14 protein-coding genes are annotated in these 18820 nt (G+C 69.4%); 9 read left to right on the top strand and 5 right to left on the bottom strand.

Features of this window, described 5'->3' with window-relative positions:
• Positions 1 to 43: 43 nt before the first annotated feature.
• Positions 44 to 574: a chloramphenicol phosphotransferase CPT gene (gene cpt / locus AB8735_RS09295; protein ID WP_372411802.1), complete on the bottom strand. Its 531-nt coding sequence runs from the start codon at positions 572 to 574 to the stop codon at positions 44 to 46.
• A 457-nt stretch (positions 575 to 1031) separates the two neighbouring features.
• Between cpt and AB8735_RS09300 the strand changes: the two genes are divergently transcribed.
• Positions 1032 to 1274, top strand: a complete 243-nt coding sequence (locus AB8735_RS09300) for a hypothetical protein (protein WP_372406590.1) — start codon at positions 1032 to 1034, stop codon at positions 1272 to 1274.
• Between the two features lie 185 nt (positions 1275 to 1459).
• On the opposite strand, the gene AB8735_RS09305 is transcribed toward AB8735_RS09300, so the two are convergent.
• Entirely contained in the window at positions 1460 to 1954 is a 495-nt protein-coding gene (locus AB8735_RS09305; RefSeq protein ID WP_372406591.1) for a hypothetical protein, read from the bottom strand.
• Between the two features lie 1101 nt (positions 1955 to 3055).
• Between AB8735_RS09305 and AB8735_RS09310 the strand changes: the two genes are divergently transcribed.
• The 3 genes from AB8735_RS09310 (at position 3056) to AB8735_RS09320 (ending at position 6361) form a co-directional block, all read left to right on the top strand.
• Positions 3056 to 4066, top strand: coding sequence for a NucA/NucB deoxyribonuclease domain-containing protein (locus AB8735_RS09310; RefSeq protein ID WP_372406593.1), 1011 nt, complete (start codon positions 3056 to 3058; stop codon positions 4064 to 4066).
• Positions 4067 to 4068: 2 nt separating this feature from the next.
• A complete protein-coding gene (locus tag AB8735_RS09315; RefSeq protein ID WP_372406594.1) occupies positions 4069 to 4617 on the top strand; it encodes a hypothetical protein in 549 nt (182 codons plus the stop codon).
• A gap of 403 nt (positions 4618 to 5020) precedes the next feature.
• Positions 5021 to 6361 carry an IS110 family transposase gene (locus tag AB8735_RS09320; RefSeq protein WP_372406596.1) on the top strand — a complete coding sequence of 447 codons (1341 nt, stop codon included), beginning with the start codon at positions 5021 to 5023 and terminating at the stop codon, positions 6359 to 6361.
• 184 nt (positions 6362 to 6545) lie between these two features.
• Here the strand turns inward: AB8735_RS09320 and AB8735_RS09325 are convergent, their stop codons facing one another.
• Positions 6546 to 6950, bottom strand: a complete 405-nt coding sequence (locus tag AB8735_RS09325) for a hypothetical protein (RefSeq protein ID WP_344032020.1) — start codon at positions 6948 to 6950, stop codon at positions 6546 to 6548.
• A gap of 343 nt (positions 6951 to 7293) precedes the next feature.
• Here AB8735_RS09325 and AB8735_RS09330 point away from each other — a divergent pair, with 343 nt between their 5' ends.
• The 5 genes from AB8735_RS09330 (at position 7294) to AB8735_RS09350 (ending at position 16186) form a co-directional block, all read left to right on the top strand.
• A complete protein-coding gene (locus tag AB8735_RS09330; protein WP_372406597.1) occupies positions 7294 to 9084 on the top strand; it encodes a galactose oxidase-like domain-containing protein in 1791 nt (596 codons plus the stop codon).
• Between the two features lie 142 nt (positions 9085 to 9226).
• A complete protein-coding gene (locus AB8735_RS09335) occupies positions 9227 to 11629 on the top strand; it encodes a Dyp-type peroxidase (protein WP_372406599.1) in 2403 nt (800 codons plus the stop codon).
• 48 nt (positions 11630 to 11677) lie between these two features.
• Positions 11678 to 14128 carry a Dyp-type peroxidase gene (locus AB8735_RS09340; protein ID WP_372406601.1) on the top strand — a complete coding sequence of 817 codons (2451 nt, stop codon included), beginning with the start codon at positions 11678 to 11680 and terminating at the stop codon, positions 14126 to 14128.
• A 99-nt stretch (positions 14129 to 14227) separates the two neighbouring features.
• Positions 14228 to 15118 (top strand): cyclopropane-fatty-acyl-phospholipid synthase family protein, encoded by an 891-nt coding sequence (locus AB8735_RS09345; RefSeq protein WP_372406603.1) that lies wholly within the window; start codon positions 14228 to 14230, stop codon positions 15116 to 15118.
• Between the two features lie 9 nt (positions 15119 to 15127).
• Complete coding sequence (locus AB8735_RS09350; protein ID WP_372406605.1) at positions 15128 to 16186, top strand: hypothetical protein; 1059 nt, start codon at positions 15128 to 15130, stop codon at positions 16184 to 16186.
• On the opposite strand, the gene AB8735_RS09355 is transcribed toward AB8735_RS09350, so the two are convergent.
• Both AB8735_RS09355 and AB8735_RS09360 read right to left on the bottom strand, forming a co-directional pair.
• Positions 16168 to 17709 (bottom strand): APC family permease, encoded by a 1542-nt coding sequence (locus AB8735_RS09355; protein ID WP_372406606.1) that lies wholly within the window; start codon positions 17707 to 17709, stop codon positions 16168 to 16170. The genes AB8735_RS09350 and AB8735_RS09355 overlap by 19 nt on opposite strands.
• 37 nt (positions 17710 to 17746) lie before the next feature.
• Positions 17747 to 18703 carry a hypothetical protein gene (locus AB8735_RS09360; RefSeq protein ID WP_372406608.1) on the bottom strand — a complete coding sequence of 319 codons (957 nt, stop codon included), beginning with the start codon at positions 18701 to 18703 and terminating at the stop codon, positions 17747 to 17749.
• Positions 18704 to 18820 lie beyond the last annotated feature (117 nt).

Here is an 18820-nt window from a genome sequence, read left to right on the forward strand (position 1 = left end):
GCCCCGGCGCTGCGGTCACAGCGGCAGGCAGCCGGGCCGTCGATCACTTGACATGTGCGGCGATGGTCCGTGCACACTCCATCGCCTCCGCATGTGTGGTGTCCACCTCCAGGTCATAGGTCACGCCCTGATGAACCGCTTCCGCCTGGGACGCGGCCATCCCGATGGTCCGATCACCTCGTGCGACCTCACGGCCTGCGGCCACCGCCGTGTCACACCTGACGCCGACCCACAGCACCCGCAGTTCACCCAGGACTTTCTGCCATCGCTGCTGTGAGGACGCTCCGCCGAGGAAGACTTCATCGACGATGACCCGGGCGCCCGCACGGGCCATCGCGGCGACCCCCTCGATCCATGCCGCTTCCAGCGTTCGGAATTCAGGACCGACGATCACCTCTCCGTCCGGAGCGACCTCGATCCCGCCATCCGACTCCTGCATGGACGCCGGCATCGCCTCGACCAGTGTGTCTATCCCGAGGGCCAGCCATGGATCCGGCAGGACTGCCTGCAGACACCGAACGATCCCGGATTTCCCCGAGCTGGAACCACCGTTGACAACGATCACCTGAGTCATCACCGCGCCACAGTAGAGGCACCAGGGCAAAGCTCGAAACGAATTTCCGTGAACCCTGCACCGCCTGTCACAACCCGGCGAACGTTCCCGGTCAGAGCACTAGACCTCCGCTGATCCAAGCTCAATGAGCCCCGCCCGGTGCGCACCGAGCGGGGCTTCGTCTGTCCGCGGGCATCGGCCCGTCCGGGTGGGCGGTCATCTCTCAGGACCTTGCTGGCGGACAGCTGGTCTCCTTGCCCGGCATGACTTTCCGTCGCCTGTACAGCTCAGTGCTGGGGTTGCTGGCCTGCGGCTGTCGCCGTGGGAGTGTGCTGCGTAGGGTGGCCGGGTGTCAGATGATCGGGAACTGCGGCCCCGGCCGATAGCCGAGTGGCAGGACGCCTTCGAGTTCGTGGAACAGGTGCGGTTGCGGCCCGGGGTGTAGGTTCGTGGCGGCTCCTTGGAGGAGCTGAGCACGATGCTGTTCGGCTACTTCGTCGCCCTTCAGGTCCATGGAGTGGACGAGGAGTTCGCTTTTCATCCCTCCGACGGGCCGTTCGCGTCGTGGCTGCGCCGGACGTATCACTTGCCGATGGCTCTGGGCTGGGCCAGTGCGATCGAGCGGTACCTTCCTGACGATCCGCCGCTGGACACGTTCTTCCGCCTGCTCGACGAGTTCCGCCAGGCCGGCCCAGCAGCCGGAGCCGAACTGCCGTCCTGAGTGCGGGGGCGCCGTTCATGGCAAGGCCGGCGGGACGACATCCTGTGATCTCCGCTTCCAGGAGAATCTTGATGACCTCGGTGGGGTCACCCGAGCGGCCAAGCGTCGGCTCAAGCAGATCCAGTACCGTCCGTACGTGATCGATGGTTGCCTCGCCGGGACCAGTTTGGCCCTCGGGGTAATCATCAGAAGGTGCCGAAGAAGCGATGCCACCAACTGGGCCGCTGGACGTGTGCGGGCAGCTGGCTGGGCCCGTCGTAGTCGCCCTCCAGCAGCTCTTCAGGAAGCACCGCATACCCGAGGTCGACCAAGGCCCGACGGGCCCTGGCGAGGTCGGCGACATCCAACTCGCCCTCAGCCTGGGCGTCCTCTGTGCCGAGGAAGGCTCCGGGATTCTCTGCGCAGACCAGGGCGAGGGACCCGAATTTGCTCACGCAGATCACGATCCGAGTCCCGCACACGGTTGCTTCCGCGGGCACGACGACACGTCCGTACTCGCTGGAGTCCTGGGTGTCCCACTCGGCGACGCAGTGAGCTGTGAAGTCGCGGTCGAGCCGTGCCACCAGGCCGTCGAACAGGGCGGTCGTCTGGCTGCGGTTGTAGTCCCGCGGCCACTCCAGCCACTCCGGGTCATCAAGGTCACGCAGCAACGCCAGCAGACCCGCTTCACTCCTCGTCACTCGTACATCTTGATGCGAGAGCCGCACCTGGATCTACACGGGGTGCGACATGCATACCCGCCTGACCCCATGCCGTCGACAACACCCACTCCAGTTCAGTGGCTTTCGTTCAGCTGGGACGCGGCATAGTGCAGCCCCCATGTGGGCCAGGCTCCCAGCGGCGTAGACAGCTCGATCACATCCGGCGTCCCGTGCCCATCGCCGAGCATGCATGTGGCGGCAGCGAGCCTGATGCGCTGGTTGTTCCTTTTGTGTCGGGTCCGCAACCAGCAAGGAACACGGCTCAATGCTGTCGTTGAGCAGTGCAAGGAAGGAAGGGTTCTGAGAACTTTTCCAATAGTTCTTAGAACTTCTGAAACTGGACCCGTGGGGATGCCCACATCCGTAAGCTAAATACTACAGCTCGCGTCGCGCGGGCTCCGGGAGCAAGGTGCGCGAAGGGCGGTTCTCGCGATCAGCTTTTGCCCGAACGCGAAGAGCCGCTGTTGGGCAACCCAAGGGCTGGCTGGCCCCGGTGTGTCTGAGAATCACACCGGGGCCAGCCTTACCTCCCCAGCCAGGCCGCTGCCAGACTGGCGGCCGAGATGAGCAGGGTCAGGGCCCGGTGGCGGCGCTCGATCCCGTCGAGGGCGCGGCGCAACCACTCCTTCGCGCGTCGATTCATGGCATCACCTTCCAGGGAGACTTGCACTTCACCCCCGGCGTAACCGAACCCGGGGAATCGGCGACTGGAAGGCTGCATGCCTGAAGTGACGCTCGTCAGAGCGTAGCGCCCCCTGATGTCGGCCGTAGAAGCTTTGTCTGCATTGGTCGTTCCGGGGAGCCGCTTGTTCGACGGTGCGACTGTAGGTTTCACGCCAGAGGCGTAGCAGAGGAGTCGCTGGTCCTCGCGCTTCCTCAACGAGGGCGGAAAGACCGAGGGTTGGGTGCCTACCCCTGGCCTGCTTCGCCTATTCGAGGGCGCATCGACGCGAACGCAGATCACTCATGGCCGGATCCGGTCGGAAGTCCAAAAATCCCTTAGAGGGACCTGCGGGAGGCGTGCGAGGCTGACGCGGTCCACACGGACAGGAGTGCCAACCTCGTTGAAAGGTAGGCAAGTTGAAGGTCAACAGCATTGTTGCTGCCGGGGCTTCTGCCCTGGCACTTACCGCGTCGGTGCTCGCCGGCACCGCGCAGGCCAAGTCCTCGGAAGCGACCATCAGCGTCACCCAGGTTCAGGCCCCGCTGCGTGCCGGCGGAGCGGCGCTGACGGCCGGCTGTAACTGGTACAGCCGCACCGACCTGTGCCAGGAGATGAACATCACCGTCACCCTCCTGGTGAACAAGAAGCCGGTCGGTACCGCCAAGTTCACCGCCAAGCACGAGATGCAGCTCCAGGTCAAGAACCGCAAGTGGAAGGAGACCATCGGCATCAGCAAGGCGCAGTTGACGCCCCAGGCCCGCGGCATCCGCATGGGTCTGAACGTCTCCTGCGGCGGCTCCTGCTCCGCCGACAACCACCTCAAGAGCCACACCCTCGGCTCCGCGAAGACCGGCAGCGTCGACTACACCGACAACGTGAAGGCATTCAAGATCCACAACACGGCGAATCGTTTCACCTACACCTTCACCAAGCCTGGCTTCACCCCCGCCACCGTCACCTACACCACGCTCGCCTACCGGTGCGACGACATGTTCGCCAAGAAGCCCGGAAAGACCAAACCTCGCCAGGCCCCCGGCTGCGTCATACCCAAGTTCACCCCTACCCTGACCGATATGGCCAGCCTGCCGAACATCTCCCAGGGCATCCGCACCATCCAGGCCCGCGGCGGCCACTACGGCAAGCCCGGCTCCGGCCACCCGCTCCACATGCTCGACGACAAGAAGAAGGAAGACGCCAACCGCAAGGCCGTGTGCGGCGGCAAGTCCGCTCCGCCCGGATCCGCCGGCCCTTCCTGCGACGAGTACCCCTTCGCCTCCACCCGCGAAGGTGGCACCGCACTGCCCGCCGCCAGCCGCGGTATCACCTGGGTCCCCCTCAGCGAGAATCGCAAGCAGGGCGGCATGCTCAACAGCTTCGAGCTCAAGCAGCGCGTCCTTGACGGCGACGCCTACTGGGTAAGCGTCTGACCGTGCCCACCACGCTGCGCGTCCATGCTTCCTACCACCAGTACAACCTCTTCGAGACCGATGCCGACGACACACCCGACGACGGCACACCCGGAAACGGTCTCGTCCAGGTCAACGCCGACGGCGACTACGTCACAGTGAACACCGGCATTCAGGACGGTTATCTGGACCTCGGCTACGAGGTCTTCGACCAGGAGCCGCCCCTGGACACCACCGGGTGGGACGAGGTCGTGGACATCAGCGCCCGTTTCGCACCCCCGGGCGCGGGCATCACCTCGCCCGACGGCGACGGAGACTACGAGAAGTACCTCCCCGATGGCGAGACCTACGGCATCACCCTCCCCGGCCCGGACGCCGAACCCCACTGGTGGCGGATCCGCATCCACGCTCGGGGACGGGACAACGGCCTCCACAAAGCATTCGTCGACCCGGAGGCCGGCGACGACGTGACCGAGCAGCACCTGCTCCATATCTGGACCGCGCCGCCGGCCGCGGAGGAACGGCACAAGCTGACCGACCAAGTGGGGGAGAAGTTCCGCACAGGCCGGTAGACCGTCGAGGTCGGCCTCGACGCGCATTCCTGACGCCGGGGTCGACCTCGATGCTGGTTGGCCACGTGACCAACGCGTGACCAACAGCGGTCAGGATCACTCCGAAACACCCAGGTCAGGGCAGGTGCGATGAGAGCGCAGGCGGTCCGGTCAGACTGACGTTTACGCAGGTCAGTCCCCCTGATCCCTTCGGGTGCGCCTTGCCGGCGTGAAAACATGGCTGCGGCGCCTGCCCGCCGATGCCGGTAGCTCGTTGGGACGTTGAGCCCGTAGGTCAGTCTGGTGCCGGGGCCGCAGAGGGGCCACGCACTGTTGCCATCGAGCACGCCGGTCAGATTCTCGCTCCCCCCGCGGCCCCCTGGGCAGGCGTCGGCCCGTACGGATCGATACCGGGGAGTGGCGCATGGCGGACACCGACGACAGCGGTGGCGTCGAGGAGATCGAGCAGGCCGAGGAGCTCGTGGCCCGTGTCGCGGCGATCGATATCGCCAAGGCGTCGGGCATGGTCTGTGTGCGGGTGCCGCATGAGGACAAGCCCGGCAAGCGCGTGCAGCGGGTCTTCAACACCGTCGCGACCAGCGGCGCGATCCTGGACCTGGCCGACCACCTGATCTGCCAGGGCGTCACCCGGGTGGTGATGGAGGCGACGTCGACCTATTGGAAGCCGTACTTCTTCCTGCTGGAGTCGCGTGGTCTGGAGTGCTGGCTGGTCAACGCCCGTGACGTCAAGAACGTCCCGGGCCGGCCCAAGACCGACCGCCTGGACGCGGTCTGGCTGGCCAAGCTCACCGAACGCGGCATGCTCCGGCCCTCGTTCGTGCCCCCGAAGCCGGTCCGTGAACTGCGCGATCTGACCCGGGCCCGGGCGGTCATGACGCACGAGCGCACCCGCCACAAGCAGCGCACCGAGAAACTCCTCGAGGACGCCCAGATCAAGCTGTCCACCGTGATCGCCGACATCTTCGGCGTCTCCGGACGCGCGATGCTGGAGGCACTGATCGCGGGCGAGCGCAGCCCCAAGGCCCTGGCGGACCTGGCCCACGGCACGATCAAGGCCAGCCACAGCACCCTGGCCGAGGCCCTGACCGGCCGGTTCGAAGAGCACCACGCATTCATGTGCCGGATGCTGCTGGACACCGTCGACCACCTCACCGTGCAGATCGACAAGCTCACCGCCCGGATCACCCTGCGTCTGACCGAACTGTCCACCACCGAGGACGACGAAGGCCCCGGACAGGGCACCCTGATGCCGATCACCGACACCGAGCGCCTCGACGAGATCCCCGGCGTCGGCCCCGGCACCGCGCAGGTCATCCTCGCCGAGATCGGCCTGGACATGTCGGTCTTCCCCACCGCCGGCCATCTCGTGTCCTGGGCGAAACTCTCCCCACGCACCCTGCAGTCCGGAAACAGGAACACCTCCGGCCCCACCGGCAGGGGCAACCCCTGGCTCCGCGGCGCCCTCGGCGAAGCAGCGATCTCCGCCGCACGGACCGACACTTTCCTCGGCGCCCGCTACCGCAGGATCACCAAACACCGTGGCCACATGAAAGCCCTGGTCGCCGTCGCCCGCTCCATCCTGGTGTCCGTCTGGCACCTCATGAACGACCCGACCGCCCGTTACCGAGACCTCGGCGCCGACTTCCACACCCGCAACCTCGACCCGGGCCGCAAAAGCCGAGACCTCGTCCGCCAGCTCAAGGCCCTCGGCCACGACGTCACCCTCACCCCGGCAGCCGCCTGACAACACTCGACGCTCTCAGCACACGCCACCGGGGGCTACTTCGCCATGCCCACCTGACCGCTGAGTTTTCCGGTCAGGACGCTAGAAGGCTGGTGCCCGAGTGGAGAGTTCAAGTCCCCCCTCGGACACCGCGGAAGAGCCCCGGCTCAGCTGGGGCTCTTCGCTTTTCCCCATCCCTTGCCCGTCAGCCACCGTGCGGCCCGTCCTGCCCTTCCGTGCAGACCGCGTGGAGGGTGAGGTTCGCCGGTGCGGACTGGCCGAGTACGCCGCGCCAGTGTTCCTTGCGGACGGCGACGATCCAGCCGGTGCCGTTCTCGTTGGGGTGGCTCTCCAGGACGTCCGTGGCCTGCGGGCCGAACTGTCTGCCGGCGCCGGGGCTGACGGTGAACCCGCCGCCGTAGGCCCACTCCGCGGACGGGCAACGCAGCAGATGCGGCTTGCCGTCGGCGCCGCCCTCGATGACGGGGCCGGTGATGGTGTGCGGCGGCCGGCCGGTGTGGAGGGGTGCTGCCGAGCCGCCGCCGCTCGTGGCGGCGATGAGGGCGATCCCGGCGACGACGGACATCACGAGTCCGGTCCTGCTGAACATGCGGTTCTCCTGTCGGTCGGGCGAAAGGCCCGGTCATTCCAGCACCGGCGGCCGAGCCCCTTCAGGAGCGACACGCAGCGTAACGACGTATCGACAAATAATCATGCTATTACCGGCATGCCTACCCGTATATGACTACGGTAAGTGCTCTACTCGGTGACTCACCGCTGTCGTTCCTCCGTCCCTGTCCGGCCCCTCAGCGGCCCCGACGGACCACTTCCGAGGAGTCAGTCCCATGACGCGCAAAAGACCCAGGTCGACATTGGCCGTCGGCGCCGCCGGGGTGATCGCTTTGTCGACCCTTACCCTTCTGACCGCACCTCCCGCGGCCACATCCGCCCCGATGGCCCAACGTCCGGGGCTGCACATCACCGAGGCGCGGGTGAGGGCCGCGGTGCTGCCCGCCGAGGTGGCGGCCTTCGGCCGGGCCGGCGCCGAGGCCCTGGCCGGACGGCGGCTCGCGGCGGCCGCCCTCGCCGACGACGACTATCCGCAGTCCACCCGGACCACCAGCTACGAGGCCCTCAAGAGCTCGCAGGCCGACGAGAACGCGCAGTACCAGGCCGCACAGTCGGGGAAGTTCACCGAGTACTTCCCCTCCCCCGACTTCGGCGACCATGTCGCACTCCTGCCCACCGGCGAAGTGCTCCTGTTCTCCTTCGAGATGTTCGAGAGCAACCCGACGAAGGAGCCCGCGCCCACCCAGCAGATCGGCGCGAAGAACACCGGCCGCGCCTACGTCTGGAACCCGGCCCTGGGGTACGGCGCCGACGCCTTCACGGCCGTCCCGACACCCGCCGTCGACATGGACGACGGCACGGGCATCAAACGGGCCGCGCCCATCTTCTGCGCCGGTCACGCCTACCTCCCCAACGGCATGGTCGCCGTCTTCGGCGGCAACCTCGGCCGCGGGGTCAACGGGGCCGGTGCCAAGTTCGCCTTCGTCTTCGACCCGTGGAAGAAGGAGTGGCACCGGCAGCGGGACATGACGACCGGCCGCTGGTACCCGTCCGTGGTCACCGGGGCGGACGGCCGTCAGCTCATCATGTCCGGCCAGGACGAACGCGGTTGGAACGATCCGGCCAAGGCGACCAGCATCGAGCGCTTCCCCGCCCGGGACGCCACGGTGAGCTACGACAAGTCCCAGGCGCCCGACCAGGCAGCGCTGGACAAGTGGAAGTTCGTGCAGGCACCGTACAAACGGGACTACCCGCATCTGTTCTCGATGCGGGACGGCAAGGTGTACGGTCTCGGCCGGAACGCCGAGCAGCAGTGGAAGTTCGACCCGGAGACCGAGTCCCGCACCACCCTCGCGGACCGGCCCGACGGGGGCCTGCGCAACTACGGTTCCGCGGTCCCCCTCCCCAACGGCGCCAACGGCCCGGACACGGCGCTCATCCTCGGCGGCGACCCGCACAGCGGAAAGACCTACAAGTTCTCCAGCACGACCGGCCAGTGGACCGACGGCCCGGCCAGGAGCCGCGGCCGCACCCAGGACGACACCGTCATCCTGCCCAACGGCAATCTGCTCACCGTCAACGGCGCCATGGACATCCGGGACTACGGCGGCGGCGACCACAACCCCAACGTGCCCGACGAGTGGCTGCCGCTGCGCCACACGGAGACGCTGGACGCGAGCGGCAAGTGGACCGTCGGCCCGGCCCAGCGGCTGCCGCGCGGCTACCACTCCAATGCCGTCCTCCTGCCCGACGGCCGGATCATGGTCACCGGTGACGAGCTCCAGCAGATGGCCAACAACCCGGCCATCCGCTCGGGGATGAACGGGAGCATCGAGATCTACGAGCCCCCGTACCTGAACCAGGGCGCCCGGCCGAGTCTGAGCAGCGCGCCCAACTCCCCGGTCGCCTACGGCTCGTCCTTCAAGGTCACCACCGACACCCCGACCCAGGCGAAGCGGGCCGTCCTCATGGCCCCCATCTCCTCCACGCACTCCGTGGACACCACCCAGCGGCGCCTGGAGCTGCCGATCGTCCAGAACGTGGCGGGCCAGCTCACGCTCCGGACCCCGGCCTCCGCCAACGAGGCCCCTCCCGGCTACTACATGCTCTTCCTGCTCAACGACGCGGGCGTGCCCAGCATCGCCAAGTGGGTCCAGCTGAGGCCGAACGCCTGAGCCCCCGAGCGCTCTTCGACCGCCCCGGGCACGCGACCGCGCCGGACGACGACCGCACGGTCCCGTGGCCCGGGGCTTCCCCCTTCACCGTCGTCCCCGACGGCTTCACCGCCATCCCCGACAGCGAACGAACGGATCCCCCATGGCCACCGACCTCTCCCTGCGCCAGGACCCCGAGATCCAGGGCGACATCATCGCCGGCTTCAAGAAGGACCATGTCCGGCTCCTGCTCCTCCAGTTCGGCGGCGTCGACGGCGCCCGGGCCTGGGTGGGCGGACTCGCCCCGCAGATCGCCACGACCCGGCGGGTCGCCGAGTTCAACGCGAAGTACAGCGCCGCGCTCAACAGCACCGGCGACAATCCCCGGTCGCTCAAGGCCACCTGGCTCGGGCTCAGCTTCACCTACGAGGGACTCCAGTTCCTCACCACCGACGAGAAACTGCTGACCGAGGAGGCCCGGACCGGCGACACCCTGGACGCGTTCATCCAGGGGCCGGACGGCCGGCTGGTCCCCGACGGCCCGAGCCGGGCGACCGCGCTCGGCGACACCGACGACAGCGCCCCCCAGCACTGGGAGTTCGGCGGCGGTTTCAACCCCGGCGTCCACGCCGTCCTCACCGTCGCCGCCGACGACGTGGCCGACCTGGACGCCGAGGTCGCGCGGCAGTTGGGCGAGGCCAAGCAGAACGACCTGACCCACCTCTACACCCAGGAGGGCGAACACCTCCACGGCGACGCCGAGGGCAAGGAGCACTTCGGCTTCGTCGACGGCACCAGCCAGCCCGCCGTCGAGGGCTTCGACGAACCCGAGCCCGGCACTCCCTTCGCCAAGGGCAAACCCGGCACCCGTATGATCCCCGCCGGCGAATTCGTCATCGGACTCCCGGGCGCCCCGAAGCACGACCCGGAGACCGCGGCCACCGCCAGGATGCCGGCCTGGATGGGCAAGGGCTCCTTCCAGGTGATCCGCCGCCTCGAACAGGACGTCCCCGGCTGGTGGTCCCAGATCGACACCCAGCTCCGGCGGCTCAAGGACCTCAAGGCCGTCGACAAGGACATGACCCGGCACGGGCTCGCCGCCCGCGTCGTCGGCCGCTGGCGCGACGGCACCCCCGTCGCCCTGAGCAACGCCGTGGACCGGCCCCAAGCGGGAGTGGGCGCGCGCAACGACTTCGGCTTCAAGGACGACCCCGACGGGCTGAAGACGCCGCTCTTCTCCCACCTCCGCAAGACCAACCCCCGCGACGGACTCATCGACCACGACGAGAAGACCGGCAGACCCGAGCTCGTCGGCGAGGAGTTCATGGACATCCGCCGGATCATGCGGCGCGGCATCCCCTACGGGCTGCCCTTCGACCCGATGAGCGCCAACCCCGACTGCGGGCCCGACGGCAAACGCGGTCTCACCTTCGTCTGCTACCAGGCGGACCTGGTCGGCCAGTTCGAGTTCATCCAGGTCCGCTGGATCAACGACTCCAACTTCCCGAAGGGGCGCGATCCCCACGAGCCCGGCCCCGACCCCATGGTCAGCGGCGAGCTCAAGGAGGTGAGCGACGGCAGGGTCAGCTACGAGTGCACCGCGCCGTCCGGCGAACGCCAGACCGTCCCCCTCGACTTCAAGCCCTTCGTCCACACCCGCGGCGCCCTCTACACCTTCGTCCCCGCCATCAGCACTCTCAAGCGCCTCGCGCTGGGCGACCCCAACGCCAAGCTCCCCGAGGAGATCCAGCAGGGGCAGAAGATCCCCGAACCCCTCCCGGGACAGAGCCTGCCGGTGGACGCCGTCCTTCCGGTTCCCGGGACGACGGACCGCTTCTGGACGTTCCAGCAGGGCGTCATCCGCCTCATCAAGATCGGCAAGGGCGAGCGGGCCCAGCTCTCCAGCGGTGACGTCGACGACGACACCGGGCTGGTCACGCAGACCGTGGGGAAGTACTCGGCCTGGCCCGCCCTGCAGGGCGTCGTCCAACTGGACACCATCCTCCCCGTCCCCGACGAACAGCCGGCCGGTGACGGCACGTACGGCTACTGGGTCTTCCACACCAACAACGGAAAGCAGGTCTTCCGGCGGATCGCCCTCGCGGGCGCCGAGCCGTGGACCAGCCGGGCGGTCGGCGACGACCAGGAGATGAGCCGGTGGCGCTCGATCGACCCGGGCGCCCATGTGGACGCCTTCCTGCCCGTCCCCGACATGCAGCCCGCCGGTGACGGCCGGTACGGCTACTGGGTCTTCTTCACCACCCAGGTCGGCCAGCGCTACCGGCTGATCTCCCTCAAGCGCAGCGGGCAGTACCTGCCCGACAAGGCGGAGCGGTACTGGGACCCCAGCCTGATCGGCAACTGGGGCCGGGCGCTGGAGGGCGTCACCCGGGTCGACGCCTTCCTCGCCGTGCCCACCAAGGAGAACTCCGCGGGCAAGCAGTGGTTCTGGGCCTTCCACGACGCGGAGAAGTACCGGGTCATGACCGTCAAGCGCGACGGCAACCACGACGGCGACCGCATCACGGACGACGCACCGACCGCCGTCTGGTCCCGCAAGCAGTAGGCGCCCGAGCAGTAAGCACCCGCTCCCCCGCACAACGAACGGATCACCATGGCCAACGACCTCGCCCTGCGCGAGAACACCGAGATCCAGGGCGACATCATCGCCGGCTTCAAGAAGGACCACGTCCAGCTCCTGCTCCTCCAGTTCGGCAGCGTCTCCGGCGCCCGGACCTGGGTGGAGAAGATGGCCCCGCAGATCGCGACCACGCAGCAGGTCGCCAGGTTCAACGCGCAGTACAGCGCGGCGAAGAACGCCTCCGGCGGTGACAATCCGCAATCGCTCAAGGCCACCTGGCTCGGCCTCGGCTTCACCTACGAAGGACTGCAGTTCCTCACCACCGACGAGAAGCTGCTGACCAAGGAGGCCAAACCGGCCGACACCATCAGCGCGTTCATCGAGGGGCCGGACGGCCAGTCGTCGGACGGCGGGAGCAGGGCGGTCAAACTGGGCGACACCGACGACAGCGCCCCCCATCACTGGGACTTCGGCGGCAGGTTCAACCCCGGCGTCCACGCCGTCCTCACCGTCGCCGCCGACGACCCCGACGACCTCAAGGCCACCGTCGAGAGACAGACGCGCGACGCCCGGCAGAACGACCTGACCCTCCTCTACACCCAGGAGGGCGAACACCTGCAGGGCGACGCCGAGGGCAAGGAGCACTTCGGCTTCGTCGACGGCACCAGCCAGCCCGCCGTCGCCGGCTTCGACGAACCCGAACCCGGCAACCCGCACTACGCCAAGGGCAAACCCGGCACCCGCCTCATCCCCGCCGGCGAATTCGTCGTCGGGAGGGAACTCACCGACTTCCACAGGAAGGTGGTGAAGAGCGCGGCCGAGGACTACATCCCGGCGTGGATGCACGAGGGCTCCTTCCAGGTCATCCGCCGCCTCGAACAGGATGTCCCCGGCTGGTGGTCCCAGGTCCGCACCCAGCTCAGACGTCTCAAAGACCTCAAGGCCGTCGACAAGGACCGGGGTCAGGACTGGTTCGCCGCCCGCCTCGTGGGCCGCTGGCGCGACGGCACCCCCGTCGCCCTCAGCGAGAACATGCCCTGCACCAAGAAGGGCGTGGCACCCAGCAACGACTTCGGCTTCAAGGACGACCCCGACGGGCTGAGGACCCCGCTCTTCTCCCATCTCCGCAATACCAACCCCCGCGACGGGCTCATCGAGGACCACCTGGTCGAAGCGGGGCTCGCCAAGTGCAGTCCGCTGGAGGAGGAGATCGTCGACGCCGCCCGGATCATCCGGCGGGGCATCCCCTACGGGCTGCCCTTCGACCCGATGAGCGCCGACGACCGCAAGGGCCCCGACGGCCTCCGCGGGCTGGTCTTCGTCTGCTACCAGTCCGACCTGGCCGGCCAGTTCGAGTTCATGCAGCGGGACTGGATCAACAAGTCGGACTTCCCGCCCGACCGCCCCCACTGGCCCGGCCCGGACACCATGGTCAGCGGCCAGCTCACCGGCCTGGGCGACGGGAAGCACGATGTGGACGGCCGGCACGAGGGCGACGGCAGGATCAGCTACGAGTGCACCGCGCCGTCCGGCGACCGCCAGACGGTCTCGCTCGACTTCAAGCCCTTCGTCCGCACCCGCGGCGCCCTCTACACCTTCGTTCCCTCCATCACCACCCTCAGACGCCTCGCGCTGGGCGACCCCACCATCAAGCTCCCCGGCGAACAGCAAACGCCGGCGGACCAGCAGACCCAACTGCCGCCGAAGCCGCTCCCGATGGACGCGATCGTGCCGGTGCCGGGCACGAAGGACCGCTTCTGGACCTTCCAGCAGGGCGTCATCCGCCTGGTGAAGATCGGCGCCGCCGAACGCAGCGCGCTGACCGTCGACGACGACGCGGACACCGGGATCGTCCTGGAGACCGTCGGCCCGCTGTCCACCTGGCCGGCCCTGAAGGGCATCGCCCAGCTCGACACGGTCCTGCCGGTCCCCGACGAGCAGCGCACCGGGGGGAAGAGCGCGTACTGGGTCTTCCACACCCTCAACGGCACGCAGTACTACCGCTTCGTCACCATCGCCGACAGCCCCCCGTACACCAGCGCCATGACGGGCGCCGACCAGATGATGATGCTCAAGTGGGCGGGCTCGCTCAGCGTCGTCAACCGCGTGGACGCCTTCATGCCCGTCCCCGACCAACAGCCCGGTCCCGACGGCAAGTACCGCTACTGGGCGTTCGTCACCACCCCGGGGGTGAACGGACAGCGTTACCGCAAGATCACCATCGCGCCCGTCGGCCAGGACCACGCCGACGGCCAGGAGGGCGACGGCAACAGGCTGCTCACCGACTGGGGATCCCTCCCGGGCGTCACCGGGGTCGATGCCGTCCAGGCCGTTCCCGGCAAGGAGAACGTCGCGGGCAACCAGTGGTTCTGGGTCTTCCACGAGGACCAGTACCGGACCATCGCCGTCAAGCGCGCCGCCACCTACAACAGCGTGCAGATCGAGGACGACCGGCCGACCGGCCCCTGGTCCCGGAACGCCTAGGGGGTGCTCGCCGCCGTGGTGGCGGATTCCGGCCCTGCCGTCCGGCGTCCCGGACGCCTAGGGTCGCTCCGCCACCACCGGGCGGGACGAGGAGCAGCCATGGCCGGGGAGTTGCCGATCGGCGTCGTCGAGGGCCCCGGCGTCGATCCGTACCAGGCGAAGGTGGAGTCCACCTACGCCGATCCGCCGGAGGCGTGGCGGACCGTCCTCGGGGACAGCCTGCTGTTCCAGTTCGGGCTGTACGACGACCGGCCGGGGGCCGGCAACTCCCTTCAGGACGTGGGCGTACGGTACTTCGAGCGGCAGCTGGAGCTGGCCGGGCCGTGCTCCCCGGGGCGGATACTGGACCTCGGCTGCGGGTGGGGGTACGAGACCCGGCTGCTGGCCGAGCGCTTCCCCGGCTGCCCGCGCATCGACGCGATCAACGTCAGCGACGCCCAACTCGCCCACTGCGCCGCATATCTGGCCCGCCGCGGCCTGGCCGCGCGCGTCCGTCTCCACCGGTGCAACGCGCGGGACATCGGGCTGCTGCCCGAGCCCGGCGTACCGTACGATCTGGTGCTCGTGCGCGGCGTGATCACCCACTTCCCGCACGGCCTCTACGAGGCGTCGATGCGCGCCCTGGCCCAGCGGGTCGCCGACGGCGGGACTCTCGTCATCTCCGACACCCTGTACGCGACGGCCGCCTACCGGCCGGACATCCCGGACGCGGTGGACCGGATCGCGTGCGGCCATCGCAAGACGCCCGAGTACTTCACCGGCGTGCTGGAGGACAGCGGCTTCGCCGTCGAGGATGTGCGGGTGCTGCCGTCCAACGCCGAGGTGACCCGCTGGTTCCTGGACGTGCGGGCCAATATCGGGAGGGCCTTCCCGGGCGGGGCGACCGGACCTCTGGAGGAGCTGCGGGTGGCGGCCGAGAACCTCCCGCGCTCCCTGGCCCGCAACGACGTATCGGTGTACAGCATCATCGCCCGACGACGCGTACCGTGAGGTGGTCCCATGGCGATCCTGCACGTGCCCGCGCCGGCCGGAGGGACACCCCCGGCCATCCACCCGGACTGGCGGCGGCTGGAGGGGAGCGTCCTGGCCTTTCTGGACCGGTGGGAGCTGTATCCCGACGCCGTCCAGCGCGAGCGCCTGGTCCATATCGGTCTCGGCCGGCTGGCGGCCCTGCTGTTCCCGGCCGGTTCCTACGAACTCCTGCGGATCGGCGCCGACTTCGACGCCTGGGCCTTCGCCTTCGACGACGAGTACTGCGACGAGGGGCCGTTGAGCGCCCGGCCGGACGCGTTCATCGGAACCGTGGCCCGTATGCAGCGGGCGCTGGAGTCCCCCGAGGCGCCCTTCGCCCGGGAGGACCGCTACACCTGCGCACTGGTCGATCTGCGCGCCAGGCTCGCGGCCTTGGCACCGCCCTCGCACGTCGGGCGCTTCGTGGACGGGGTGCGGACCTACCTCATGGCCGAGATATGGAAGGCGGTGGACCTGCGGCCCTCGCTGGAGGACGCGGTCGCCATGCGGCTCTTCGGCGGAGGAGGCTGGGCGATCCCCGTCCTGGCCCATGTCGTCGCCGGGACGCCCCTGGACCAGGACGCGTTCGAGGACCGGCGGTTGCGCGCGCTGGCGGAGATGGCGGCGGGCCTGGCGACCTGGGACTGCGAGATCCCGTCGTTCGGCAAGGAGCGGGAGCGCTCCCCCGCCCGGGAGCACAACCTCGTCGAGGTGATCGCCCGCGAGCGGCGGTGTTCCCCCCAGGAGGCCGCCTCGCGGCTCGTCGGGATGCGCAACCGGACGCTGGGCCTGTTCCTCCGGCTGCGGGCGGCGGTCCTGGCCGATGCCCCGCCCGCCGTCGCCGCCTACGTCGAGGGGCTCGCCCACTACTGCCGGGGTGCCCTGGAGTGGGGGCTCCACAACGACCGGTACGCCTTCGCGGACGGCCTCGGCGGAGAAGCCCTGTTCACCGCCGACCCCGTCGACGACGGGATCCCGGAGGAGTCGCCCGTCCCCCTGGACATCCCCTCCATCGCCTGGTGGTGGCGCTACGACCCCGCCCGCTGACGCCCCTCCTCCGCCGCCTTGTCCAGCTGGAACGCCTCGTTGCCGAGGCCGATCCGGGCATGCACCCCGGGCCGTACGGACTTGAGCACCAGGCCCAGGACGAGTCCGGCCACCAGCGCCAGCAGGACGATGCCGGGCAGCGCCCAGCGCAACGGCGAATCCGGGCCGGAGCCGACGAGCGCGTCGAAGTCCCGGACCGTGATCACGGCGATCACCGTCAGGGCCAGCCCGGCGACGGCGGAGGCGGCCAGCCGCCACGCCTGGGCGCGGGCGGCGCCGCGGCGGACGAAGAAGACGACGACGCCGGCGGAGGCGGCGATCATCAGGACGGTGACGCCCAACGCGCAGACGTTTCCGAGCCAGTTGGAGAGCCGCAGGACGGGGGCGGTGGGGTCGCCGTTCGGCTTGTCGTCGGTGGCGGCGAAGACGGTGACGACGGCCAGGGCGACGCCGCTCTGCAGCAGCGAACCATGGGCAGGGGCGCCGCTGGTGCGGGAGGTGCGGCCGACGGCGGCGGGCAGCAGGCCCTCGCGGCCCATGGCGAAGGCGTAGCGGGCCACCACGTTGTGGAAGCTGAGCAGGGCGGCGAACATGCCGGTCACGTAGAAGAGGTGCATCACGTCGGTGAATCCGGCGCCGAGCCGGTCCTCGGTGAGGCCGAAGAGGAGGTTCGGCCCTTCCTGGAGGGAGAGTTCGTGGATGCGCGAGGGGCCGGCGGCCACGGTCAGGGCCCAGGCGCTGATCGCGAAGAAGACGGCGATGAAGCCGACGGCGAGGTAGGTGACGCGGGCGACGACGACGCCGGGGCGGCTGGTCTCCTCGGAGTAGACGGCGGCCTGTTCGAAGCCGACGAAGGAGGCGATGGTGCCGCAGAAGGCGGTGCCGAGTCCGGGGCCGGAGAGGGTGTCGGGGTGGAAGGCGCGCGGGGAGAGGCCCTCGGCGCCGGGCGAGCCGAGCCCGGCGACGTCGAAGACGAGGACCATGACGACCTCGACGAGCAGCAGGACGCCCAGCACCTTGACGTTGAGGTCGATCTTCAGCCAGCCGAGCACGCCGACGGCCACGACGGCGGCGAGGGCGGGGATCCACCAGGCGACGGTCAGGTGCAGGTGCCGTTGCAGCAGCCCGGAGAGCTCGAAGCCGAACAGGCCGTAGATGCAGCACTGCATGGCGCTGTAGGAGACCAGGGCGACGACGGACGAGGCGGCGCCGGCCGTGCCGCCGAGGCCGCGGGCGATGTACGCGGTGAAGGCGCCGGCGTTGTGGACGTGGCGGCTCATCTCGGCGTAGCCGAAGCTGAACAGCAGCAGGACCAGGCCGAGGGTCACATACAGCAGGGGCGCGCCGACGACGCCGAGGACGCCGAAGGTGACGGGCATGCCGCCGGTGGTCACCATCAGCGGGGCGCTGGCGGCGACGACGGACATCAGGAGCCCGGGTAGGCCGATGCGGTCGGCGCGCAGGCGTCGTTCCTGTCCCTTGAAGGTGTGTATCTCGGCGGGTGTCGTACGGCCCGTTGGCATGGGTGGTTCGTCCTTCGTCGTGTGGGGGGGTGTGGGGTCAGCGCGAGCCGAGGGCCGTGCGGCGGGCGGCGCGGAGGGCCTTCCCCGGGTCGCGGTCGGGATAGGACCAGGGGGCCCGGGTGACGTGCGGGCCGATCCTGATGAGCAGGGCGGCGGCCTCGGCCAGCCGGCCCTCGTTCAGCTTGGCGTGGGCGAGGTAGTTGAGGTCGACCTTGTGCCGGGGGTGGGCACCGGAGGTGTCGTCGATGTCCCATTCCAGCCACCAGTCGAAGGCGGCCCTGAGCACCTGGCGGGCCCGGCGGCCGGCCCAGTGGCCGGAGGCGGCGGGGTCGCGGGGCAGGACCCCGGCGCGGGCCAGGGCGCGGTAGCGCTCGGCGTGCGCGACGACGGGCAGGAGGGCCAGCGGGGAGTCGGCGGGGGCCTGTTCGGCGGCCCAGGCGGCGAAGTCGTAGACCTCGTGCAGGGGGTCGTCGTGGTCGGCCTTGTGCCGGGCGAGGCTGGCGGCCATCAGGTGGTGGGCGTGGTGGTGCTCGGCGTGGCGGGCGCGGATCTGGCCGAAGTGGCGGGCGGGTTCGTCGTCGGTGGCGCCGGAGTGGGCGAGGAGCAGCAGGGCCAGCCAGGGGGTGGGGTCGAGGGGGGCCATGCGGGCGGCGGCCGCGCACAGGGCGCGGGCCCGTTCGGGGTCCTCCCGGCGGCGGGCGGCCTGCTGGGCGGTGGCACAGGCCAGCAGGGCGGCGGCGTCGGCACTGTCGGGTTCGGCGAGCTGCCACTCGCGGCTCCAGGCGATCCCCGCGGTGACCTGGCCGAGGACGAGGAGGCGGTGGCCGCGGCGGTCCCAGTCGTCGCCGGTGTCGGCGAGGAGTCTGCGGGCCTCGGCCCAGCGGCCGCGGGCCAGCTCGTCGCGCACGGTGACCAGCTCGGCGTCGTCCAGCGCGGGGTCGAAGGCCGGTCCGCCCCCGAGCCGGGAGCGGCCCAGGGGACGTGGAGGGGTCATGGGCGGGCGTCCTCCACGGTCCTCCACGGCACAGATGTTGATCTGTTGATCACGGACAGCAAAGCGTTAGTCACAGGTTTACGTCAAGGGTGGTGGCGGGAACACGCAGGGCCGCCC

It is taken from the genome of Streptomyces luteireticuli (assembly GCF_041519305.1).
Classification (GTDB): Bacteria; Actinomycetota; Actinomycetes; order Streptomycetales; family Streptomycetaceae; genus Streptomyces; species Streptomyces luteireticuli.